This window comes from Vibrio sp. E150_011, from assembly GCF_053544015.1.
This window is the reverse complement of record NZ_JBHFOL010000010.1, coordinates 47,064-69,613: the sequence shown is the minus strand read 5'-3', so window position 1 is coordinate 69,613 and position 22,550 is coordinate 47,064. Positions and strand designations below refer to the sequence as shown.

17 protein-coding genes are annotated in these 22,550 nt (G+C 45.3%); 11 read left to right on the top strand and 6 right to left on the bottom strand.

Annotated elements, in window-relative coordinates:
* Positions 1 to 258 precede the first annotated feature (258 nt).
* Together purL and ACE1OE_RS15615 are read left to right on the top strand one after the other, a co-directional pair.
* Positions 259 to 4,155 (top strand): phosphoribosylformylglycinamidine synthase, encoded by a 3,897-nt coding sequence (purL, locus tag ACE1OE_RS15620; protein ID WP_449211595.1) that lies wholly within the window; start codon positions 259 to 261, stop codon positions 4,153 to 4,155.
* Between the two features lie 246 nt (positions 4,156 to 4,401).
* Complete coding sequence (locus tag ACE1OE_RS15615; protein ID WP_102469642.1) at positions 4,402 to 4,713, top strand: DUF3622 domain-containing protein; 312 nt, start codon at positions 4,402 to 4,404, stop codon at positions 4,711 to 4,713.
* Positions 4,714 to 4,900: 187 nt separating this feature from the next.
* Here ACE1OE_RS15615 and ACE1OE_RS15610 read toward each other — a convergent pair whose 3' ends face one another.
* The 3 genes from ACE1OE_RS15610 to tsaA all read right to left on the bottom strand — a co-directional run bounded on the left by ACE1OE_RS15610 (position 4,901) and on the right by tsaA (position 8,344).
* Positions 4,901 to 5,563 carry a tellurite resistance TerB family protein gene (locus ACE1OE_RS15610; protein WP_102469643.1) on the bottom strand — a complete coding sequence of 221 codons (663 nt, stop codon included), beginning with the start codon at positions 5,561 to 5,563 and terminating at the stop codon, positions 4,901 to 4,903.
* Between the two features lie 276 nt (positions 5,564 to 5,839).
* Positions 5,840 to 7,555 carry a proline--tRNA ligase gene (locus ACE1OE_RS15605; protein WP_102469644.1) on the bottom strand — a complete coding sequence of 572 codons (1,716 nt, stop codon included), beginning with the start codon at positions 7,553 to 7,555 and terminating at the stop codon, positions 5,840 to 5,842.
* 90 nt (positions 7,556 to 7,645) lie between these two features.
* Positions 7,646 to 8,344 (bottom strand): tRNA (N6-threonylcarbamoyladenosine(37)-N6)-methyltransferase TrmO, encoded by a 699-nt coding sequence (gene tsaA, locus ACE1OE_RS15600; protein WP_102469645.1) that lies wholly within the window; start codon positions 8,342 to 8,344, stop codon positions 7,646 to 7,648.
* Between the two features lie 307 nt (positions 8,345 to 8,651).
* On the opposite strand from tsaA, the gene ACE1OE_RS15595 reads away from it, so the two are divergent.
* Positions 8,652 to 10,238: an AbgT family transporter gene (locus ACE1OE_RS15595; RefSeq protein ID WP_449211594.1), complete on the top strand. Its 1,587-nt coding sequence runs from the start codon at positions 8,652 to 8,654 to the stop codon at positions 10,236 to 10,238.
* A 72-nt stretch (positions 10,239 to 10,310) separates the two neighbouring features.
* On the opposite strand, the gene ACE1OE_RS15590 is transcribed toward ACE1OE_RS15595, so the two are convergent.
* The 3 genes from ACE1OE_RS15590 to map all read right to left on the bottom strand — a co-directional run bounded on the left by ACE1OE_RS15590 (position 10,311) and on the right by map (position 14,517).
* Entirely contained in the window at positions 10,311 to 10,694 is a 384-nt protein-coding gene (locus ACE1OE_RS15590; RefSeq protein WP_372062828.1) for a DUF3461 family protein, read from the bottom strand.
* Positions 10,695 to 10,895: 201 nt separating this feature from the next.
* Positions 10,896 to 13,520, bottom strand: coding sequence for a bifunctional uridylyltransferase/uridylyl-removing protein GlnD (gene glnD, locus ACE1OE_RS15585; RefSeq protein WP_449211593.1), 2,625 nt, complete (start codon positions 13,518 to 13,520; stop codon positions 10,896 to 10,898).
* 118 nt (positions 13,521 to 13,638) lie between these two features.
* A complete protein-coding gene (gene map, locus ACE1OE_RS15580) occupies positions 13,639 to 14,517 on the bottom strand; it encodes a type I methionyl aminopeptidase (protein ID WP_449211592.1) in 879 nt (292 codons plus the stop codon).
* A 373-nt stretch (positions 14,518 to 14,890) separates the two neighbouring features.
* Here map and rpsB point away from each other — a divergent pair, with 373 nt between their 5' ends.
* The 8 genes from rpsB to rseP all read left to right on the top strand — a co-directional run bounded on the left by rpsB (position 14,891) and on the right by rseP (position 22,528).
* Positions 14,891 to 15,628, top strand: a complete 738-nt coding sequence (gene rpsB, locus ACE1OE_RS15575) for a 30S ribosomal protein S2 (RefSeq protein WP_102469650.1) — start codon at positions 14,891 to 14,893, stop codon at positions 15,626 to 15,628.
* A 131-nt stretch (positions 15,629 to 15,759) separates the two neighbouring features.
* Positions 15,760 to 16,605, top strand: coding sequence for a translation elongation factor Ts (gene tsf, locus ACE1OE_RS15570; RefSeq protein WP_102469651.1), 846 nt, complete (start codon positions 15,760 to 15,762; stop codon positions 16,603 to 16,605).
* 181 nt (positions 16,606 to 16,786) lie between these two features.
* Positions 16,787 to 17,518 carry a UMP kinase gene (gene pyrH / locus ACE1OE_RS15565; protein WP_102469652.1) on the top strand — a complete coding sequence of 244 codons (732 nt, stop codon included), beginning with the start codon at positions 16,787 to 16,789 and terminating at the stop codon, positions 17,516 to 17,518.
* An 84-nt stretch (positions 17,519 to 17,602) separates the two neighbouring features.
* Positions 17,603 to 18,160, top strand: a complete 558-nt coding sequence (gene frr, locus ACE1OE_RS15560) for a ribosome recycling factor (RefSeq protein WP_102469653.1) — start codon at positions 17,603 to 17,605, stop codon at positions 18,158 to 18,160.
* A 94-nt stretch (positions 18,161 to 18,254) separates the two neighbouring features.
* On the top strand, positions 18,255 to 19,010 hold the full coding sequence (locus ACE1OE_RS15555; protein WP_449211591.1) for an isoprenyl transferase: 756 nt from the start codon (positions 18,255 to 18,257) through the stop codon (positions 19,008 to 19,010).
* Between the two features lie 12 nt (positions 19,011 to 19,022).
* Positions 19,023 to 19,865, top strand: coding sequence for a phosphatidate cytidylyltransferase (locus tag ACE1OE_RS15550; RefSeq protein ID WP_102469654.1), 843 nt, complete (start codon positions 19,023 to 19,025; stop codon positions 19,863 to 19,865).
* Between the two features lie 56 nt (positions 19,866 to 19,921).
* Positions 19,922 to 21,121, top strand: coding sequence for a 1-deoxy-D-xylulose-5-phosphate reductoisomerase (gene ispC / locus ACE1OE_RS15545; RefSeq protein WP_449211590.1), 1,200 nt, complete (start codon positions 19,922 to 19,924; stop codon positions 21,119 to 21,121).
* 48 nt (positions 21,122 to 21,169) lie between these two features.
* Positions 21,170 to 22,528 (top strand): sigma E protease regulator RseP, encoded by a 1,359-nt coding sequence (gene rseP, locus ACE1OE_RS15540; RefSeq protein ID WP_449211589.1) that lies wholly within the window; start codon positions 21,170 to 21,172, stop codon positions 22,526 to 22,528.
* Positions 22,529 to 22,550: the final 22 nt, after the last annotated feature.

The window sequence follows — 22,550 nt, the reverse complement described above, 5'->3', positions numbered from 1 at the left end:
CAAAGCTAGAACTTCTGGCAAAGCAACATCATAGAAACTCTCGTTTACTATCACTTTATCGACATTGAACGACGGTTTTTTGTCTTTCGAAAAAAAATGACGAAAACGTTTGCGTTAGTGGTTACGTCACAAAAAAAAATACACTATAATACGCCCGAATCAGGGTAGGAGAAATTGGCATACGTTCATTTTTATGATGTAACCAATTGAATTTATTCCAATATCACCTCAAATCAATTGCATAAGAGACCTAAGCACATGAGAATTTTGCGTGGCTCCCCAGCTCTTTCTGAGTTTCGTGTTAACAAGCTAGTCGATCTTTGTCGTGAACTAAGCCTACCTGTAACGGGTATTTATGCTGAGTTTGCTCACTTTGCCGATCTAACGTCAGACCTAGACGCGTCTGAAATTGAAAAGTTGGAAAAGCTACTGACTTACGGACCAACAATCGAAGAGCACGAACCAACGGGCACATTGTTACTTGTCACGCCTCGTCCGGGTACTATCTCGCCATGGTCGTCTAAATCGACAGACATTGCGCATAACTGTGGTCTTAATAAAGTCTCACGCTTAGAGCGTGGTACCGCTTTTTATGTTGAGTCTTCTACTGAGCTAACTAAGCTTCAATTAGTTGAGTTAAAAGCGATTCTTCATGACCGCATGATGGAAGTTGTTTTTTCTGACTTCGATTCAGTGTCGGCGCTCTTCACGGTAGCAGAGCCTGCTCCTTATGCTGAGGTTGACTTATTGAACGGTGGCCGTAAAGCCCTCGAAGAAGCGAACATCACGCTGGGTCTTGCACTCGCAGAAGATGAAATTGATTACCTTCTTGAAAGCTTCACTGAAAAGCTAGGTCGTAACCCGACTGACATCGAGCTTATGATGTTTGCACAAGCGAACTCAGAGCACTGTCGTCACAAGATCTTTAACGCTGATTGGACTATCGATGGCGTTAAGCAAGAAAAATCATTGTTTAAGATGATTAAGAACACGTTCGAAGTAACACCAGAGCATGTGTTGTCTGCTTATAAAGATAACGCCGCTGTCATGAGTGGTTCAACCGTTGGACGTTTCTTCCCTGATCCAAAAACACGTCAATATAACTATCATCAAGAAAAGACTCACATCTTGATGAAAGTAGAAACGCACAACCACCCAACGGCAATCTCTCCGTGGCCAGGTGCATCAACAGGTTCAGGCGGTGAAATCCGTGATGAAGGCGCAACCGGTATTGGTGGTAAGCCAAAAGCAGGTTTAGTGGCGTTCTCTGTATCTAACCTTAAGATCCCGAACTTCGTTCAGCCTTGGGAAACGGATTTTGGTAAGCCAAGCCGTATCGTAACAGCGTTGGATATTATGCTAGAAGGCCCACTAGGTGGCGCGGCATTCAACAACGAATTTGGTCGTCCTAATCTACTCGGTTACTTCCGTACTTACGAAGAAAAAGTTAACTCTCATAACGGTGAAGAAGTTCGTGGTTACCACAAGCCAATCATGCTTGCTGGTGGTCTAGGTAACATCCGTGATGATCATGTTCAAAAGAAAGAGATCCCAGTCGGTGCAAGCCTAATCGTGCTTGGCGGTCCAGCGATGAACATCGGCCTTGGTGGCGGTGCGGCATCTTCAATGGACTCTGGTTCTTCTTCTGAAGATCTAGACTTTGCTTCTGTACAACGTGAAAACCCAGAGATGGAACGTCGTTGCCAAGAAGTTATTGACCGTTGTTGGCAGCTTGGTGATGCGAACCCAATCGCATTTATTCACGATGTAGGCGCGGGCGGTATCTCGAATGCACTTCCTGAGCTGGTAGACGATGGTGAGCGTGGCGGTATTTTCAACCTACGTGACGTGCCAAACGATGAGCCGGGCATGAGCCCACTTGAGATCTGGTGTAACGAATCTCAAGAGCGTTACGTAATGGCGGTTGCTGATAAAGACATGGCAACGTTCGATGCCATTTGTAAGCGTGAGCGTGCACCATACGCAGTCGTTGGTAAAGCAACGGAAGAGCGTGAGCTTAAACTTGAAGATTCACACTTCGACAACACACCAATTGATATGCCAATGGACATCCTATTAGGTAAAACGCCTAAGATGCACCGTGATGCGAAAACGCTAAAAGCAAATAACCCAGCGATTGACCGTTCTGGTATCGAAATGAATGAAGCGGTTGACCGTGTTCTTCGCTTGCCAACCGTTGCCGAGAAAACATTCCTTATCACCATCGGTGACCGCTCGGTAACTGGCCTTGTTGCTCGTGACCAAATGGTTGGCCCATGGCAGGTTCCTGTTGCTAACTGCGCGGTAACTGCAGCTAGTTACGACTCTTACCACGGTGAGGCGATGTCTCTTGGTGAGCGCACACCAGTGGCACTACTAGACTTCGGTGCATCGGCTCGTCTAGCGGTTGGTGAAGCAATCACTAACATCGCAGCGACGAACATCGGCGATATCAAACACATTAAACTGTCAGCGAACTGGATGTCTCCAGCGGGTCACCCAGGTGAAGATGCTGGTCTTTACGAAGCGGTGAAAGCCGTTGGTGAAGAGCTTTGTCCTGCACTTGGCTTAACGATTCCAGTTGGTAAAGACTCAATGTCGATGAAGACCAAGTGGGAAGATAATGGCGAGCAAAAAGAAGTCACGTCTCCGCTGTCTCTTGTTATCACTGCATTTGCCCGTGTTGAAGATGTTCGTAAGACAATCACGCCGCAGCTTCGTACCGACAAAGGTGATTCAAGCCTAGTACTTATCGACCTAGGTAACGGCAAAAACCGTATGGGTGCAACAGCACTTGCACAGGTTTACAAGCAGCTTGGTGATAAGCCAGCAGACGTAGACAACGCAGCGCAGCTAAAAGGTTTCTACGAAGGCGTTCAGGCGCTAGTTGCTAACGACCAAGTTGTCGCTTACCACGATAAAGGCGATGGTGGTTTATTCGTAACGCTAGCTGAAATGGCATTCGCAGGTCACTGTGGTGTTAATGCTAATATTGAAACATTAGGTGAAGACGCATTAGCCGCATTGTTTAACGAAGAGTTGGGTGCTGTTATCCAAGTTCGTAACGATGACCTAGACGCCGTACTTGCTACGCTTGCTGCAAATGGTCTAGAAACGTGTTCACACGTAATCGGTTCTGTTGAAGCCTCTGATGTGCTCGTGATTAAGTCTGGTGAATCGGTAGTGATTGAACGTAACCGTACTGAACTACGCACAATCTGGGCTGAGACCACGCATAAAATGCAATCACTTCGTGATAACTCTGCGTGTGCAGACCAAGAGCATGAAGCGAAGAAAGATAACTCAGACCCAGGTCTAAACGTTAGCTTGAGCTACGATGTTAATGAAGATATCGCAGCGCCATATATTGCGACAGGTGCGAAACCTAAGATGGCAATTTTGCGTGAGCAAGGTGTTAACTCTCACGTTGAAATGGCCGCGGCATTTGACCGCGCAGGCTTTGAAGCCACCGATATCCACATGAGCGATATCCTAACGGGTCAAGCGGTTCTAGAAGAGTACAACGGCCTTGTGGCTTGTGGTGGCTTCTCTTACGGTGACGTACTAGGTGCGGGTGAAGGTTGGGCTAAGTCAGTTCTGTTTAACGACGCTACGCGTGACCAGTTTGAAAACTTCTTCAAGCGTGAAGATACGTTCTCTCTAGGCGTGTGTAACGGTTGTCAGATGTTGTCTAACTTGCGTGAATTGATTCCGGGCGCAGAATACTGGCCTCGTTTCGTGCGTAACGAATCTGAGCGCTTTGAAGCTCGTTTCAGCCTAGTAGAAGTTCAGAAGTCTGATTCTGTATTCTTCAACGGTATGGAAGGGTCTCGTATGCCTATCGCTGTTTCTCACGGTGAAGGCCGCGTAGAAGTGCGTGATAACGAGCACCTAAACGCGATTGAAAATTCAGGTACAGTGGCGCTACGTTACGTTGATAACAACGGTAACCCGACGCAGCAATACCCAAATAACCCGAATGGTTCGCCAAACGCTATCACCGGTCTAACGACAACGGATGGTCGTGTCACGATCATGATGCCTCACCCAGAGCGTGTATTCCGTACGGTTGCTAACTCTTGGGCTCCAGAAACTTGGGGCGAAAACGGTGCTTGGATGCGTATGTTCCAAAACGCGCGTAAGAATATCGGTTAATCGATAGTCAACGACAGAGTAAATTGAAAGGTCGTCAGCAAGAGTGCTGACGACCTTTTTTATTATCAGTCGTTTTATGGCAATTATTCATGATTTAACACGATAAAAAACCGACGCTGTTACGAAAAATAGTGGAGCGTAATTGAGCTAATTGTGTTCTAATACCGCGCTGGCTTAGGGATGGCTGACAAAGTAACGATAATTATGTTGGAACATCCCTTAACAAAACCCTTAGGAATCATCTAAATGTCTGAAAATAAAAAATTTGCTATCCGTCTTACGGAAAAGCGCAACGGTTGGTCTGCAGAAATTACTCGCCAAGTAACCTCTCGTAGAACAGTAGTATCTAAGCGTGAAATGGGTTTTGAAAGCGAAGAGCTAGCACAAGCATGGGCTGAGAAAGAGCTCCAAGGCTTTATTGCAAGCCAAGCGGAACGCAACGTTCGTAAAGCTGATGCTCGTAAAGAGAAAGAAGCGAAAGAGCACGCGAAAGAAGCCTTAAAAGCGGTAAAAGCAGCCGCTCGTCAAGCTAGCGCTGAGCAAGAAGACGAAGAGTAATAGTTTTTAGTACGGTTGACGGGTCGTGATTCGTTGATTGATACGCACAAAAAAGCCGCTGTGTTATCAGCGGCTTTTTTGTGCGTGTTTTTCATGGAAAGGGCTAATCGCCTCAGAGCTTAAATAGCATGGTGTTTAACGTCGTATGGTGCTTAAAGTAGCGTTGTGAATCAACGGATTGGTTAGCTTAAGACACCTGCTCTTCGAGTTTGACGACGAGCTCTGACGGAAGCTGCAGTTGTTTCGCTAATTCCTGCAGGTAGGCTTTTTCCATAAAGTTTTGTTCATCCACGACGAGTAGACTTGCAAGGTAAATTTCTGCTGCTTGTTCAGGGGAGCGTGAAAGCTGGGCAATATAATGCGGATCCAGCGGTTTAGCGATTTCGGCTTGGACCAATGCCTGAACATGAGCGTCGGCATGCATTTGTTGAAGGGCTTGATCGATTTTACTCATTTCAGCATCGTCGATATGCCCGTCAGCTTTTGCTGCCCCAATCATGGCTTTGAGAACGATTTCTTCATGATTGGTATTGGCAAATTCATCGATGGTCGCACCTTGTGCGTCTGGTGTGTTCTTTTTATCCCAATCGTTATAGATTTTGAATGCAAGCGCACCAAGTGCCGCAGCACTGCCGACGCCGAGTGCGGTTTTACCCATTTTTTTTGTTTTCTTCGAACCCATTAACATGCCTAATAAACCACCGCCTACGGCGCCTGCACCCAAGGCTCCTAGGGTTTTTTTGTCACCGAGCGCTGAGCTGATGTTAGACGATGATTGTGAGGCTTTTTGAGTCGCGCTGCTAACGACATCTGACTTGAGTGCTTGATTAAGTAGTGATTTCAAATCCATCGTATTCTCCAAAATGTGGTAGAGGAACTCATGTAGGCAAGTGGTGAGTTATTGCCATTGAACGCGGTTGCCAGTTGAATAGTCCTGATGGTAAAGGAGTGAAGCTGAACAGAAGATGAAGAGGGTTCGCTTTTTTTAGTGGATATTAGGTGAATCGACGAATGAACTGGGGATCCTTATTGGCCACGTAAAGAAAAAGGCAGCCGATTGGCTGCCTTTTCGATCGTTAAGACTCAACTGGATCGTATTAATATCAATAGCGAAGTTAGTTAATCGTTAAGCTAACTGTGCTTTGATGTGCTCTACGATGTCAGTGATAGCGATTGGCGCTTTTTCACCGTTGCGACGGTTCTTATATTCGAAGTTGCCTTCGTCCATGCTGCGATCGCCAATGACTACAGTGTGCGGAATGCCAACCAGTTCGATATCTTTAAACATCACACCTGGACGTTCTTTACGATCATCGAATAGTACTTCGATACCCATCGCCGTCAATTCTGCATAAAGCTTTTCAGCGGCTTCTTTGACACGCTCAGATTTGTGCATGTTCATCGGAACAATCGCAACCTGGAATGGTGCTAGCGCTTCAGGCCAAATGATGCCGAACTTATCATGGTTTTGCTCGATGGCAGAGGCAACAACACGTGATACACCAATGCCGTAACATCCCATTTCTAGCGTTACACTCTTACCATCAGGACCAAGCACATTACAGTTCATTTTTTCTGAGTAGTTAGTGCCTAGTTGGAAGATATGGCCGACTTCGATACCACGTTTGAGTTGCAGTGTACCTTGACCACATGGGCTTAAGTCACCTTCTACTACGTTACGTAGGTCTTCAACTTGTGCAAGCTCAACGTCACGACCCCAGTTAATACCGAAGTAGTGTTTACCATCTACGTTTGCGCCCGCACCAAAGTCACTCATTACTGCAACGCTGCGATCTACAATGAATGGTAGCTCTAGACCTACAGGGCCTAGTGAACCTGGACCTGCGCCGACAAGAGCACGAATTTCTTCTTCCGTTGCCATCTCCAGTGGTGATGCCACTTGAGTTAGGTTTTCTGCTTTGATTTCGTTGAGTTCGTGATCGCCACGAATGATCAATGCAATGATGTCCGCATCTATGTCGTCAGACGCTTTAACAAATAATGTTTTAACGGTTTTCTCGATCGCGAGTCCGTGCTGCTCTACCAGCTCAGCGATGGTTTTTGCGTTGGGTGTATCAACCAGCGTCATTTCTTGAGTTGGCGTGGCAAGCTCAGCCGTTGGCGCAAGCGCTTCTGCTTTTTCGATATTTGCCGCGTAATCGGACTCAGAAGAAAAGGCGATAAGATCTTCACCACTTTCAGCTAGTACGTGGAATTCGTGAGAGTTTTTGCCGCCAATTGCGCCTGTATCCGCTAGAACTGGACGGTAGTTTAGTCCCATACGGTCAAATGCTTTACAGTAAGCGTCGTGCATCGCCTCGTAAGACTTTTGTAAGCCATCTTTGTTGATATCAAAGCTGTAAGCATCCATCATTGAGAACTCACGCGCACGCATCACACCAAAACGAGGGCGTCTTTCGTCACGGAATTTGGTTTGGATTTGATACAGATTCAAAGGAAGCTGTTTATACGAACTGATCTCGTTACGCACAAGGCTAGTGACCACTTCTTCTGCTGTCGGGCTTAGAACAAACGGACGAGCATGACGGTCAGTAAAGCGAAGTAGTTCTGGGCCCATGGTTTCAGAGCGACCGGTTTCTTCCCACAGCTCAAACGGCTGAACAACGGGCATTAAGATCTCGACAGCATTGGCATTATCGATTTCTTGACGAACGATGTTTTCGACTTTACGCAGCACACGTAGACCAGTAGGTAGCCAAGTATATAGACCTGAAGCTAGCTTACGAATCATACCTGCACGTAGCATCAGCTGGTGGCTGATAACTTCTGCGTCGTTTGGAGTCTCTTTCAGAGTGGAAAGAAGGTAGTTACTGGTACGCATTCTATGGTATCCGTTTCATCATGATAATAAGAGATTCAAGCCTGAGCTCAAATCGAGTTAAGCCGACTATGATATCAGCGTATTGCTGTTCTACAAAGGTTCAATCGTTGTTACCAATACGGATTCGTCCATTATTTTGAATTTGACGTTCCAGTCATACAGTTTGACTCCGTACTCTTTGTGATCGGCTTTGCCTTTTCGGTATGCGGGCCTTGGATCTTGTGCGAGCACTTGTGAAATCACTTGCCGTTTATGATCCCCATCCTTGTTCTGACTCAGGAAAGAGTCAACGTCTGGAGTAAATTGAACATCGATGAGTTCAGGCTCCTCTGAAGCGTATCCCCCTTGAGCATGTGGAATAGAGTCGGAATAGGGGATGTAGGGTTTGATATCAATAATTGGTGTGCCATCGACGAGATCGACACTGCCTAGGTGAATCAATGTCTGCGCACCTCTTTGTTCCACGCTTTTTAATTCAACCGCTGACATCCCAATGCTATTGGGCCGAAAAGTTGAGCGCGTCGCAAGAACCCCCATTCGTTCGTTACCACCAAGGCGAGGTGGTCGTACTGTCGGCTTCCAACCCGCGTCGATGTTTTGGTCGAATAAGAACACGATCCATAAATGAGTAAACTGCTCGATCCCCTTAATCGCTTCGGCACAGTTGGCTGAGCCTGATAGCTCAATGGTTGCTGTTGCCGCTGGTACTAGGCGAGGTTGCCGTGGTACCGCAAACTTTTCTTTATAGGGGGAGATAACCGTTCCAATAGGCTCAATAGTAAAGGCCATGATGGGTACCAATCTAATTGTTAAATAATAGGGATCATTTCAAATAGCGGAAAACAATACAAGTATTGTCTCTCCTGCTATGCGCCTGATTGATGTGTTAGCGCTGTTGATTGGCTTTGTCAATATTAAACGTTGTAATTTAAGCTAAAAATAGCTCAAAAACCGCTCTTTATTAATATTTTGCAACACATTCGGCTTTAATTTGAAACTATCCTAACGTACTCTGCCGCAGCGTTTTGTATGACTGTTAGAAATTGACGCTAACGAATGTCACACGCCAGGACAATATAATAAAAGGAGGGGACAGATGAGTTCATCTGCTGCAATGAAACACAACAAACCGAAAAAGCCTATATTTACCCGTTTTTTAGACGGCGTTGAATACTTGGGGAACCTATTACCCCACCCAATTACACTCTTTGCTATATTCTGTGTCGCCATCTTAGTGATGTCCGGTATTGCCGGTTACTTCGATGTTGCGGTTGTGGATCCTCGCCCAGAAGGCGCGGCGGGTCGTGCCGCTGATGGCATGATTAAAGTAGTAAGCCTGTTTAACGCAGAAGGCTTGCAACTGATAGTGACAAACCTTGTCACCAACTTTACTGGTTTTGCACCATTAGGTACGGTACTTGTTGCTATGCTTGGTGTGGCGATTGCTGAACACTCAGGTATGTTGTCGGCAGCAATGCGTGGTCTCGTTATGGGTGCTTCTCAGCGTATGGTTACGGTTACGGTCGTCTTCGCTGGTATTATTTCTAATACGGCTTCTGAGCTTGGTTACGTCGTTCTTATCCCGTTAGCAGCCATGCTGTTTCACTCTTTAGGACGTCACCCTCTCGCTGGTCTTGCCGCCGCCTTTGCTGGTGTATCTGGTGGGTATTCTGCAAACTTGTTAATCGGTACGGTTGATCCGCTGCTTTCAGGCATTACTGAAACAGCGGCGCAAATGATTGACCCTACTTATACCGTTGGTCCTGAGTCAAACTGGTACTTTATGTTTGTCTCTACCTTCTTTATCTCAATCACTGGTGCGTTCGTGACTGAGAAAATTGTTGAGCCAAAACTTGGTAAATACAATGATGAAGAAGCGGCGGAAGACCTGTCAAATGACCGTATGGGCAAGCTGACAGATGTCGAAAAGAAAGGCCTAAAAATGGCCGGTATTGCTGTGCTACTAGTGAGTGCGGTGATTGCGTCCACGATTGTTCCAGCAAATGGCGTACTTCGCTCTGCAACCGGAGAAGTGGCAGGTTCACCTTTCTTGAAGAGTATTGTTGCGTTTATATTTGTGTTCTTCGCGATTCCTGGTTTTGTCTACGGCAAAGTGACCGGTACGATGAATAACGATCGTGATGTGATTAATGCCATGTCGAAGTCGATGTCTTCAATGGGCATGTACATTGTGTTGGTTTTCTTTGCTGCGCAGTTTGTTGCTTTCTTTAAGTGGACTAACTTTGGTCAAGTATTCGCCGTGGGTGGTGCAGACTTTCTACAAACGATTGGCTTGACTGGACCTGCACTGTTTTTTGCGTTCATCCTGATGTGTGGCTTCATTAACCTTATGATTGGTTCTGCGTCTGCACAGTGGGCAGTGACAGCACCGATTTTTGTTCCAATGTTAATGCTTGTAGGCTACGCACCTGAGACGATTCAAGCGGCATACCGTATTGGTGATTCGACTACCAACATCATTACACCAATGATGAGCTACTTTGGTCTTATTCTTGCTGTTGCTACGCGTTATATGAAGAACCTAGGAATTGGTACTTTGATCGCGACAATGTTGCCGTATTCACTGTGCTTCTTAGTGGGTTGGAGTGTGTTGTTCTATCTTTGGGTATTTGTATTCGGCTTACCAGTTGGTCCTGGTGCCGCGACTTATTACACGCCTTAGTCGATGATAGTCATCCACATGCTTTAAAAATAAAAATGCTCCCAACTGGGAGCATTTTTTTGTAGAAGAACGCTATTTAAGCTTCTCTAGATCCGCTTCAATCTCGGCAATTTTACCGGAGACGACTTTTTCCAAGTGACGAAGGTCGGATAGAATTTTTTGCTTAACATCTACTTCGCCAATCTCGACGGGCTTGGTGATGGTGTTTAATTCATCAATGACCAAGGTTAAGTTTCGATTAATCTCTGTGATTTCTTTGTAGCCTTGACTGCTGCTATTCACCCGAACGTTTTTTACTTGCCTCGGATATTTGAACTTAACACTCTTCGCAAACAATTCCCCTTTTTGTTTACGAAAATAGATTTTTAACACATCCTTGTGCGCTTCTTGTCGAATTGAGTAACGCTCAATTTGTTTAGGATCATGAATGCCTAAACTTGTGAGGTTTGGATACATAGTTTACCTCTTTCATTGTGTGTTCTTGCTACAAATGTAGCAGTCTATTCGTGAGGTAGATAGTCAATTTGTAAGGTAGATAGTTGATAACGTGGGCGATTAAGAATAAATGTGGTGAAGATCGCTTATTCGTTGTTCACTGAAGGCGTAAATGGCTAGGCGTACAGTTTACTACTAACCATTTACGTCGAGTTGATGGGGTTAACTGGTTAATTGTTCTGAGATGGTGTCATGTAGCTTCTGTTTGAGAATTTCCTCTTCTTCTTCTGAAAGACGGCCACCTGTTGAGCTTGTTAGGATAAACAAATCTTCTGCTCGCTCCCCTATAGTGGTGATTTTTGCGGCGTGAAGGCTTATATCACACAAGGCAAAGGTTGCACCGACTTTGGCCAATAAACCCGGCGCATCAAGTGCGACCAACTCCATTAAGGTGCGTTTCTTGCTTTTTGTCGGTAGGAAATCCACCTTTGTTTTGACATTAAAATGCTTCAGATTTCGAGGTGCTCGGCGCGCTTTAATGGTGCTTGGTTTCCCGCTTTCCAATACACGCATCAGGTGTTTTATCACCGCAGCATGTCGGGTAGTATCAATTTTTTTACTGTGCTGATCGAGTACCATGAATGTATCGAGTACAAAGCCATCTTTGCTCGTCATTATTTGTGCATCATGGACGTTGAAATTACGTCGATCGAGTTCGGCAACAACGTTGGCAAATAATGCGGGTTGATCTTTGCTGTAGACAAAAACTTCTGTTCCGCCGCGCGTGGCTTTTTTACTCATCAATACCAATGGTTTTTTGGGATCACCTGATTTGAGTATATGCTCACAATGCCAAGCAATCTGTTTGTGCGTATGCCGTAGGAAGTAGTCGGCTTTAAAGCGTTGCCACAGCACTTCAATCTCTCGCGCAGAAAAGCCTTGTTTGCGTAACAATGCAGATGCGAGTTGTTGATTGTGGCGAATGCGGTCTCTAACGTCGACAGGGGTTTCTAAGCCTCGTCGTAGGACTCGTTGTGTCGAATGGAAGAGCTCGGCAAGTAGGGTTCGTTTCCAGCTATTCCAGAGCTCCGGGTTAGTCGCACAGATATCGGCGACCGTTAAACAAACCAGGTATTCAAGATGTTCTTCGTCATGCACTTTTTTTGCGAATTCAATGATGACGTCGGGATCGTAAATATCGCGGCGCTGCGCTGTCACTGACATTAATAAGTGGCTCTGAACCAGCCAAGAGACCAATTGAGCCTCTGGTTTGGATAGACCATGCTCAATACAGAAATCATACGCTTCCACAGCGCCAATTTCAGAATGGTCCCCCCCTCGGCCTTTGCCTATATCATGAAAAATGGCCGCGAGAATCAACAACTCTTTCTTTTGCATTCGAGGGTAGACTTCACAACAAATAGGGTGTTTGGAGTGATTCTCTTCCTGACTGAAGGTGTGAATATGATTCAGTAACCGAATGCTATGCTCGTCTACGGTGTAGACGTGAAATAGGTCGAACTGCATTTGACCTACGATTTGGCTCCACTGTGGCAGATACGCTGCCAGAACACCGAGCTTATGCATGAGTCGAAAAGCGCGATGCAAGGCGTTGGGGTGCCGGACAAGATCCATAAACTTATCGCGTGCCGCTGGGATTTCATGTAAAAACTTATTGAGCCTGCGTCGAGCGGTGCGAAGCTGCCTTAGTGTCGCGGGGCTTACCCCCTCAATACTGGAATCGTTGGCAATGTGAATGAACATGTCCAATATCGTTTCCGGACGAGCCTGGAATAGCGCCGGTTTTCTCGCTTCAATGAGTTGACCGCGGCGTTGAAAGTCATCATCCAAGATCTCGGCGGTAACGATCTGTCCTTTGTTTATGATGGCCTGATCGAACAATTTAAGCAGCATTTTGTTCAGCTCTGCCACTCGACGTAAGGTTCGGTAAAATTCTTTCATCATCATTTCGACAGCGACATTACCTTCACCAACAAAACCAAGGCTATCGGCGACTTGTGCTTGATGACCAAACGTGAGTCGGTTGTCGTAGCGTCTTAATTCAATGTGCAGAGCGAAACGCACCCGCCACAAGAAATTCTGGCATTCAACCAACTCACGATATTCCGCATCGGTTAGAAAGCCAAAGCGACTCATCTCATACAGAGAGGTGGCACCAAAATGTCGACGAGCCACCCAACTGAGGGTGTGAATATCACGCAGTCCACCTGGCGTCGACTTGATGTCTGGTTCGAGGTTATAGGTTGTGTCATGGTATTTGGCATGGCGAGCTTTTTGTTCAGCAATTTTTGCGCGATAAAAATCTTCAGAGGTCCAAAATGCATCAGAGTCGACAACCTTTTTAAGTTGAGTAAAGGTATCTTCGCTGCCGCATAAATACCGCGCCTCTTGCAAATTTGTTGCAACGGTAAGGTCAGATTGCCCGATATCGACACACTCCTGGATTGTTCGAACCGCATGTCCCACCTCTAAGCGCAGATCCCATAAAAGCGTAATGAATTCGCTGACAATGGTTTCTAACGCGGGGGTGAGCTTATGACGAGAAACAAAAAGAATATCAATATCCGACAGGGGATGAAGCTCCCCTCGGCCATATCCACCGACCGCGACTAAGGCGAGGTTGGTTTGATTGTTTAAGCCAGTCCGTTTCCAAAGACGGCTCAATAGTTGGTCAATGTAGTCTGAACGACCGAGGATGAGATCCGTAATCGGGTGGTGGTTCAAAAATTCATGCTTTTGATGATCAGAGAATGTGTCGAGCTGCGATTTGAGTTCAACCACTGTAAGCTGTTCATCACTTAGAGTTGTGGGCGTTTGAAAAGTCATAGAGAAGCAATCCGTGCAAGCAAAAGAAAAGACTAACTACGGTTATACCAAAATGGCGGGGATAAAAAAATATCCTCACGTTGTGAGGATATTTTTAAAAAGTGTGTTTAGCGAGTGATTATACGTTGTTCATGTGGCGAGGAATCGTTTCTTCACTGCGTAATGTGAGGACTTCACAACCTGTTTTCGTCACAACAATCGTATGTTCCCATTGCGCAGAATTTTTGCCATCGCCGGTGTAGACCGTCCAGTCGTCATCTGCATCAATGCTACAACCAAATTTCCCCGCGTTGATCATTGGCTCGATGGTAAACACCATCCCTTCTTTAAGAACACGACGGTCGGCATTTTTATAATGAACCACTTGTGGCTCTTCATGAAACTCGGAGCCGATACCGTGCCCACAAAAATCTTTCACAATAGAAAATTTAGCGCGTGGGTTATTCTTGTTGTTTGTTTTTATGTATTTCTCTATTTCAGTACCAATGGCACCGACGGTCGAACCTGGTTTGACGGTTTTCATGCCGAGATACAGTGCTTCTTGTGCGACCATGCATAATCGCTTATCGGCTGGTGCTACATCGCCGATCAAAAACATTTTCGATGTATCACCATGGTAGCCTTCAGGGCGAGTGTCTAGGGAGGCATTCTCGTCATTTGGAATGATGACGGTGACATCGACGTTGACGATATCGCCACTTTTCAATACGGCTGGTTTGGTTTTACCTGTTGTTCCCATCGTGTCTTTGTCGGCAGGGATGCCATGACAAACAATATGATTAATAGAGGTACAGATGGATTTAGGGTAGCCGTGATAGTCGAGTGGTGCCGAGTAAGCGCCATTTTCTCGAGTGTGTTCAGCACAAATTCTATCAAGCTCCTCGGTGGTCACACCCTCTTTAACATGGGGTTCGATCAGTTCTAAAAGCTCGGCCGCAAGTTTTCCTGCGATGCGCATTCTTTCGATTTCAGCTTCAGTTTTGATTTTGATAGACATTTGTGTTCTCTACTCTCTAATTTGACGCGTTATTCTAACAACGACAAGATTAAGCGCAACAAGAATAAAACTCGTTTCTTGAATTATAGTCTTGGTAACTCTAGTCCGACTAAGCAAATCTCGTCGAGAAAAAGTGGTTTTATTTTGTGCGTTTGTTGTGATTTTTCTGGTATTGAGACCATGAAATATGGTATAAAGCGCGCCAGAATCTAGAGTCTGTTTCTTCCTTGTGGCGAACTGGCTCGAGATCCTAAACATACTTTAATTTAAATCACACACATTTCGTCACATGTTCCGGGGTGCTTGAGTAATCATTCATACCAAGTCGGATTCATGGGAAGTGTGGAGGCCTAACCCCATAGAGGATTTTAAAATGGCAACTGTATCAATGCGCGATATGCTTAAAGCTGGTGTTCACTTCGGTCACCAAACTCGTTACTGGAACCCAAAAATGAAGCCATTCATCTTTGGTGCTCGTAACAAAGTTCATATCATCAACCTAGAAAAAACTGTACCTATGTTCAACGATGCACTAGCTGAGCTAGCGAAAATCGGTGAGAAGAAAGGTAAAGTTCTTTTTGTTGGTACTAAGCGCGCTGCATCTGAAGCTGTTAAAGAAGCTGCAATCAACAGCAACCAGTACTACGTGAACAACCGTTGGTTGGGTGGCATGCTTACGAACTACAAAACAGTTCGTCAGTCTATCAAACGCCTGAAAGAATACGAAGCGCAAGCTCAAGACGGTACTTTCGAGAAAATCACTAAGAAAGAAGCTCTAATGCGTACTCGCGAAATGGAGAAGCTAGAGAAGTCTCTTGGTGGTATCAAGAACATGGGTGGTCTTCCTGACGCTCTATTCGTAATCGATGCTGATCACGAGCACATTGCTGTTAAAGAAGCAAACAACCTAGGTATCCCAGTTTACGCTGTAGTTGATACTAACTCTAACCCAGATGGCATTGACTTCATCATTCCTGGTAATGACGATGCAATCCGTGCGGTACAGCTTTACCTAAATGCTGCTGCAGACTCGGTTAAAGAAGGTCGTAACAAAGATGTTGTTGTTGCTGCTGCTGCTGAAAAAGACGGTTTCGTAGAAGAAGCTGAATAATAGCAACTATAATTTATACTTAGTTTTGGGCGACATCGAGTCTTCATATAAACTGAGTTATAGTTAGCAATCAGGGGCCCAATGAGAGCCCCTGATTTTTACCTGGTTTGGAATCAACTGAGGATTTTAGAATGGCAACTGTAACTGCTGCTCTTGTAAAAGAACTTCGCGAGCGCACAGCCGCTGGCATGATGGAATGTAAAAAAGCGCTTGTTGAAGCAAATGCTGATATTGAATTAGCAATTGAAAACATGCGTAAAAGTGGTGCGGCTAAAGCAGCTAAAAAAGCAGGCAACGTTGCTGCTGAAGGCACAATCATCATTAAAGAAGACGCTGGCGTTGCCGCTCTTCTTGAAGTGAACTGTCAAACTGACTTCGTAGCAAAAGATGCAAGCTTCCTTGCGTTTGCTAACGAAGTTGCTGATGCTGCACTAGCTGAAAAGCTAGATGTTGCTGCTCTTCAAGCTAAATTTGAAGATGCACGTATCGCTCTAGTAACTAAAATCGGTGAGAACATCAGCATCCGTCGTGTTGAGTTCATCGAAGGTGCAAACGTTGGTTCTTACCGTCACGGTGAGCGTATCGGTGTTGTTGTTGCTGGTGAAGCTGACGCAGAAACAATCAAGCACATTGCAATGCACGTTGCAGCGTCTAAGCCTGAATTCGTAAACCCTTCTGACGTACCTGCAGACGTAGTTGCTAAAGAAAAAGCGGTTCAAGTTGAAATCGCAATGAACGAAGGCAAACCACAAGAAATCGCTGAGAAAATGGTTATCGGCCGTATGAAGAAATTCACGGGCGAAATCTCTCTAACAGGTCAGGCTTTCATCATGGAACCTAAGAAAACTGTTGGCGAAATCTTGAAAGAAAAAGGCGCTACAGTAACTAACTTCGTTCGTTTAGAAGTTGGCGAAGGCATCGAAAAAGCGGCAGAAATGAGCTTTGCTGATGAAGTAGCAGCGGTACAAAAAGGTTAATCCTTTTTTGTCTCGTTGATATGAAGACCGTAGCCAAGGCTGCGGTCTTTTTGCGAGTAAGCTAGATGGTATTTTTTAACCATCATGAATTAGGATTTCAATCCAAGGCGCTGAATCACAGTGACATTGGAGTCTTAATCCATGACCGTTAATCAACAACTCTCTTTGGAAGGTGAACTCCATGACAACGAACCCAAAACCAGCGTATCAACGTATTCTGTTAAAACTTAGTGGTGAAGCGCTGCAAGGCGAAGAAGGCTTTGGTATCGACCCATCTATCTTGGAGCGTATGGCTCAAGAAGTGAAAGAACTGGTAGAACTGGGTGTTCAGGTCGGTGTCGTCATTGGTGGTGGCAATCTTTTCCGCGGTGCTGGTCTTGCAGCCGCAGGGATGAATCGTGTTGTTGGTGATCATATGGGTATGTTGGCCACTGTGATGAATGGCCTAGCACTGCGTGATGCTCTGCACCGTGCTTATGTAAACGCACGAGTGATGTCTGCCATTCCTCTTAAGGGTGTATGTGATGATTACAACTGGGCTGACGCGATTCGTGAATTGCGTCAAGGTCGCGTGGTAATTTTCTCAGCAGGGACAGGTAATCCATTCTTTACGACGGACTCAGCTGCGTGCCTACGTGGTATCGAGATTGAAGCGGATGTGGTTCTAAAAGCAACGAAAGTGGATGGCGTATACAGTGCTGACCCTGTCGCTAACCCAGATGCAGAATTATATGATAAGCTTGCGTACAATACTGTTCTCGATAAAGAGCTTAAGGTTATGGACTTAGCTGCGTTTACTCTGGCTCGCGATCATAAAATGCCTATTCGTGTGTTCAACATGAACAAACCTGGTGCACTTCGTCGAGTTGTGATGGGTGAAGCAGAAGGCACACTTATCAGTGATGCAGAATAATAGTAAACTTTGTCGTTAGGATTTATCGAGCGAAATAACCTAAATGCGTACTCGCATTTAGGTGCACATTATTAAGGTGATACTGTGATTAACGAAATCAAACAAGACGCTCAAGAGCGTATGGAAAAAAGTGTTGAAGCACTGAAAAACAACCTGTCAAAAATTCGTACAGGTCGTGCACACCCAAGCCTACTTCAAGGCCTTTCTGTTGAGTATTACGGTGCGCCGACTCCTCTTAACCAAGTCGCTAACGTTATTGCTGAAGACGCTCGTACACTTGCGATCACAGTTTTTGATAAAGAACTGACGCAAAAAGTAGAGAAAGCGATCTTGATGTCAGACTTAGGTTTGAACCCAATGTCAGCGGGCACGGTTATTCGTGTACCACTACCACCGCTAACAGAAGAGCGTCGTAAAGACCTTGTTAAGATTGTTCGTGGTGAAGCTGAAGGCGGTCGTGTAGCGATTCGCAACATTCGTCGTGATGCAAATGGCGATCTTAAGGCGTTGTTGAAAGACAAAGATATCTCAGAAGATGAAGATCGCAAAGGACAAGACGAGATTCAAAAATTGACTGATATTGCTGTGAAAAATGTCGATGACATACTTGCAGCAAAAGAAAAAGAGTTAATGGAAGTTTAATCCTTAACCACTTAACTCTCAGAAAAACGCTGTGCTGACAGCACAGCGTTTTTTTATGCTACTCTACCTTCCCAAATTATTACTAAACTCTTTTATGCCAAACTCAGAACTCTTCAATGATTCCCTTCCTCAACACATTGCTATCATTATGGATGGTAACGGTCGCTGGGCTAAATCCAAGGGTAAACCACGCGTCTTTGGACACAAAAAGGGGGTTTCTGCGGTTCGAAAAACGATTTCAGCAGCGGCAAAGCTAGAAATTAAAGCCGTGACTCTTTTTGCGTTTAGTAGTGAGAATTGGCGTCGACCTGAAGAAGAAGTTGGTTTGTTGATGGAGCTGTTCATTACGGTTTTATCAAGTGAGATCAAAAAACTGCATAAGAACAACCTGCGACTTCGCATTATTGGCGACACAAGCCGCTTCAATGAACGATTGCAACGTAAGATTGCCGATGCAGAAACGCTGACTGAAAATAATACCGGAACAGTGATCAATGTCGCAGCGAATTACGGCGGCAAGTGGGATATCACTGAGGCGTTCAAGAAGGTTGCGGTTCAGATAGAGCACGGTGAGTTGAAGGCTGCAGATATCACCGAAGACATGATCTCAACGCATGTGACTATGTCTGACCTCCCGGATGTGGATCTCCTGATTCGCACCAGTGGAGAATGCCGAATCAGTAACTTTATGCTTTGGCAAATGGCGTACGCAGAGATGTATTTTACCGAAGAATTTTGGCCAGAGTTTAATGAAGATAGCTTAGTGGAAGCGATTACTTGGTTTGTGAATCGCGAAAGGCGTTTTGGTTGTACCGGAGAACAAGTCAAAGCGTTAATGGAAGCCAATTAAGGACGATCTAGTTTGAAACAACGAATTATTACAGCTCTAATCCTCGCTCCGTTGGTGGTTTGGGGTATATTTTCTTTACCACTGATGTGGTTTTTGCTCGCAGTGACCGCTATCACAATGATTGGTGCCTGGGAGTGGACGCAATTCACACTTAATCACTCACGACTCGTTGCGATGATTCCGCCAGTCTTGGTGACGGCACTGTCCTTGTTTGTTGTTCCATATGATGTGGATGCGCTTAATCAAGTAGGACTTATCCATATTGCTATCCTAGGCATAGGAACGGGCTGGTGGTTAATTGCGAGTGGTTTGGCAATGACATACCCTAAATCTGGCTCATACTGGCAGCATTCTAATGTTCTGAGGCATCTATTTGGCCTGCTTACCTTACTGCCGTTTCTTTGGAGTATCGTTATACTCCGAGCGCAAGGTTACCACCAAGACCCATATCACGGTGCCAAATTGGTGTTGTTTGTTTGTCTCATAGTTTGGGCAGCAGATAGCGGTGCGTATTTTGCTGGAAAGAGCTTTGGTAAGCGCAAAATGGCCCCTAATGTGAGCCCGAATAAGACCATTGAAGGCTTATTTGGTGGCGTAGCCACGGCTCTCCTTGTTGCGTGGGCGACATCGGTCATTTTTGATATTCAGTTTGCCAGTTTTACTAGCATGACTATTATTACGTTAGTAACAGTGGTGATTTCCGTTCTTGGAGATCTTGTTGAGAGCATGTTCAAACGTGTTTCTCAAATAAAGGACAGCAGTAATATTATCCCTGGCCATGGCGGTGTACTGGATCGCGTCGACAGCCTCACGGCTGCCTTTCCTGTTTTTGCTCTTCTTTATCTCATTTTCTAATATAGAGTAGGGAACAATCACTGTTCCCTACTCGATTTTAAAGCGGTCGTATTAGCATGCAAAATCTAACCATACTTGGTGCTACGGGTTCCATTGGTGCAAGCACTCTAAAAGTGGTCGCTGAAAACCCTTCACTCTATTCTATTTACGCTTTAGTCGGTGGTAAAAACGTCACTAAAATGACGCTCCTATGCTTACAGTGGCAACCTAAGTATGCTGTGATGGCTGAAGAAGCAGACGCCAAGCGACTAAAAAATGAATTGAATGGGCTCGTCGAAACACAGGTCCTGTTTGGTCAGGAAGCCATGTGTAAAGTGTCTTCTGATGACGCCGTAGATATGGTGATGGCTGCTATTGTTGGCGCAGCTGGCTTGTTGCCAACACTTGCTGCTGTGAAAGCAAGTAAGCGAGTATTGTTAGCAAATAAAGAAGCATTGGTGATGTCGGGGCAGTTGTTTATTGATGCCGTTCGTAACTCTGGCGCACAGTTGCTTCCCGTTGATAGCGAACATAATGCAATTTTTCAATGTCTCCCTCAAGCGATTCAAACTCAGTTAGGGCATTGCGATTTAGCGCAAGCGGGTATTGATCATATTTTGCTGACAGGCTCTGGGGGACCATTTCGCTATAGTGAGACCTCAACGTTGTCTTCGGTCACTCCCGCGCAAGCGATCGCGCATCCCAATTGGTCTATGGGGCCTAAGATCTCGGTTGATTCTGCAACCATGATGAATAAAGGTCTTGAGTTTATCGAGGCTAGGTGGCTATTTAATACAGCTAAAGAGCAACTCAAAGTCATCATTCATCCTCAGTCCGTTATTCACTCTATGGTCCAGTATCAAGACGGGTCTGTCCTTGCGCAAATGGGACAGCCAGATATGGCAACACCGATAGCATTCTCGATGTCTTATCCAGAACGCATTCCTGCAGGTGTACCGCCACTCGATTTTACAAAAATGTCGGAGTTAACTTTTTTAGAGCCCGACTTTGCACGTTATCCATGCCTAGAATTAGCCATTGAGGCGTGTTATGAAGGGCAACATGCGACAACAGCCATTAATGCGGCCAATGAAATCGCAGTGGATGCCTTTCTGTCTGAGAGTATAAAATTTACAGATATTAGCCGGATAAATGACCATGTTATGTCGAAGGTTTGTTCGTCAGGTGAATTTAAACAGTTAAGTGACTTGGAAAGCATTCTTGAGCTAGATAGAATGGCTCGAATCTATGCGAGCGAATTTGTTCGTGGCATGTAACGATAGACCTATAAATCACAAGCCATTGGCCGTGAGAGATAATTTACGATGACAGATATACTGTGGAACTTTGCCTCCTTCGTTATTGCATTAGGCATCCTTGTGGCAGTGCATGAATTTGGCCACTTTTGGGTAGCAAGAAAGTGTGGGGTTTATGTCGAAAAGTTCTCTATTGGCTTTGGCAAATCCATTTGGTCAAAAATGGGTAAAGACGGCACTGAATACAGTGTTTCTATGATCCCTCTTGGCGGCTATGTCAAGATGCTAGATAGCCGTGTTGATGAAGTCTCTGAAGCAGATCACAAGTATGCTTTTGATAAAAAGCCTCTTTGGAAAAGAACCGCTATCGTAGGGGCAGGACCTGCGTTTAACTTTATATTTGCGGTTTTTGCCTATTGGTTGGTTTTTTTGATTGGTGTTCCAGCCGTTAAGCCTGTTATCGGAGAGGTAACGCCTTCTTCAATTGCCGCTCAAGCTGGATTTGAGCCGGGTATGCAGATTCGTTCTATTGATGGTAAACAGACTCTAGATTGGGAATCCGTGAATCTTGGCTTAGTCTCGCGTATTGGCGATAATCAAATGACGGTCACAGTTTCATCGAGTGAACAAATAGGAACAGATAAAAAATTAACATTTGACTTGTCGAGCTGGAACTTTAATCCGGAAACAGAGTCTGCTATGGGGACGCTTGGATTTAGACCATACTCGCCAGCCATTAAAACGACGCTAGTAAACGTAAGCGATGATGGAGCAGGTGCTGCTGCTGGCATAGCGGCGGGTGATACGATTGTTGCGATTAACCAACAACCGATAGATGAATGGCAACAAGTGGTGGAAGCGATTCAAGCCAATCCAAACACACCAGTTGATATTGTTGTTGATAGGAATAATGAAAAGCGCACACTGACACTTATCCCTGATTCGAGGACACTTAAAGACGGGAGAAATATCGGATTCGCAGGCATTGCACCAGAGACGGAAGCGTGGCCTGAAGATTATCGATTTGAGCTTCAATATGGCCCTGTTGAGTCGGTAGGGCGAGCATTTGTTAAAACAGGTCAAATCATAGAGCTAACAGTGTCGATGCTCAAAAAATTGATCACCGGTGATGTTGGTTTAAATAACTTGAGCGGCCCCATCTCTATTGCTAAAGGGGCAGGGGCGACAGCCGATTATGGATTGGTTTACTTTTTAGGCTTTTTAGCGCTGATCAGTGTCAACCTAGGGATCATAAACCTGGTGCCATTACCGATGTTAGATGGTGGTCATTTGCTGTTTTTTGCAATCGAAGCAGTGATTCGCAGACCGGTGCCAGAAAAAATACAAGAAATGGGCTATCGAGTGGGAGGCGCTATTATTTTTTCACTCATGTTAATAGCAATTTTTAACGATTTTACACGCCTCTGATATCAGAATTTAGGCAGCAGTA

Excerpts from the sequence above, each read along its gene's own strand:
- purL (WP_449211595.1), top strand. The coding sequence starts at position 259 with ATGAGAATTTTGCGTGGCTCCCCAGCTCTTTCTGAGTTTCGTGTTAAC.
- ACE1OE_RS15615 (WP_102469642.1), top strand. The coding sequence starts at position 4,402 with ATGTCTGAAAATAAAAAATTTGCTATCCGTCTTACGGAAAAGCGCAAC.
- ACE1OE_RS15610 (WP_102469643.1), bottom strand. The coding sequence starts at position 5,563 with ATGGATTTGAAATCACTACTTAATCAAGCACTCAAGTCAGATGTCGTT.
- ACE1OE_RS15605 (WP_102469644.1), bottom strand. The coding sequence starts at position 7,555 with ATGCGTACCAGTAACTACCTTCTTTCCACTCTGAAAGAGACTCCAAAC.
- tsaA (WP_102469645.1), bottom strand. The coding sequence starts at position 8,344 with ATGGCCTTTACTATTGAGCCTATTGGAACGGTTATCTCCCCCTATAAA.
- ACE1OE_RS15595 (WP_449211594.1), top strand. The coding sequence starts at position 8,652 with ATGAGTTCATCTGCTGCAATGAAACACAACAAACCGAAAAAGCCTATA.
- ACE1OE_RS15590 (WP_372062828.1), bottom strand. The coding sequence starts at position 10,694 with ATGTATCCAAACCTCACAAGTTTAGGCATTCATGATCCTAAACAAATT.
- glnD (WP_449211593.1), bottom strand. The coding sequence starts at position 13,520 with ATGACTTTTCAAACGCCCACAACTCTAAGTGATGAACAGCTTACAGTG.
- map (WP_449211592.1), bottom strand. The coding sequence starts at position 14,517 with ATGTCTATCAAAATCAAAACTGAAGCTGAAATCGAAAGAATGCGCATC.
- rpsB (WP_102469650.1), top strand. The coding sequence starts at position 14,891 with ATGGCAACTGTATCAATGCGCGATATGCTTAAAGCTGGTGTTCACTTC.
- tsf (WP_102469651.1), top strand. The coding sequence starts at position 15,760 with ATGGCAACTGTAACTGCTGCTCTTGTAAAAGAACTTCGCGAGCGCACA.
- pyrH (WP_102469652.1), top strand. The coding sequence starts at position 16,787 with ATGACAACGAACCCAAAACCAGCGTATCAACGTATTCTGTTAAAACTT.
- ACE1OE_RS15555 (WP_449211591.1), top strand. The coding sequence starts at position 18,255 with ATGCCAAACTCAGAACTCTTCAATGATTCCCTTCCTCAACACATTGCT.
- ispC (WP_449211590.1), top strand. The coding sequence starts at position 19,922 with ATGCAAAATCTAACCATACTTGGTGCTACGGGTTCCATTGGTGCAAGC.
- rseP (WP_449211589.1), top strand. The coding sequence starts at position 21,170 with ATGACAGATATACTGTGGAACTTTGCCTCCTTCGTTATTGCATTAGGC.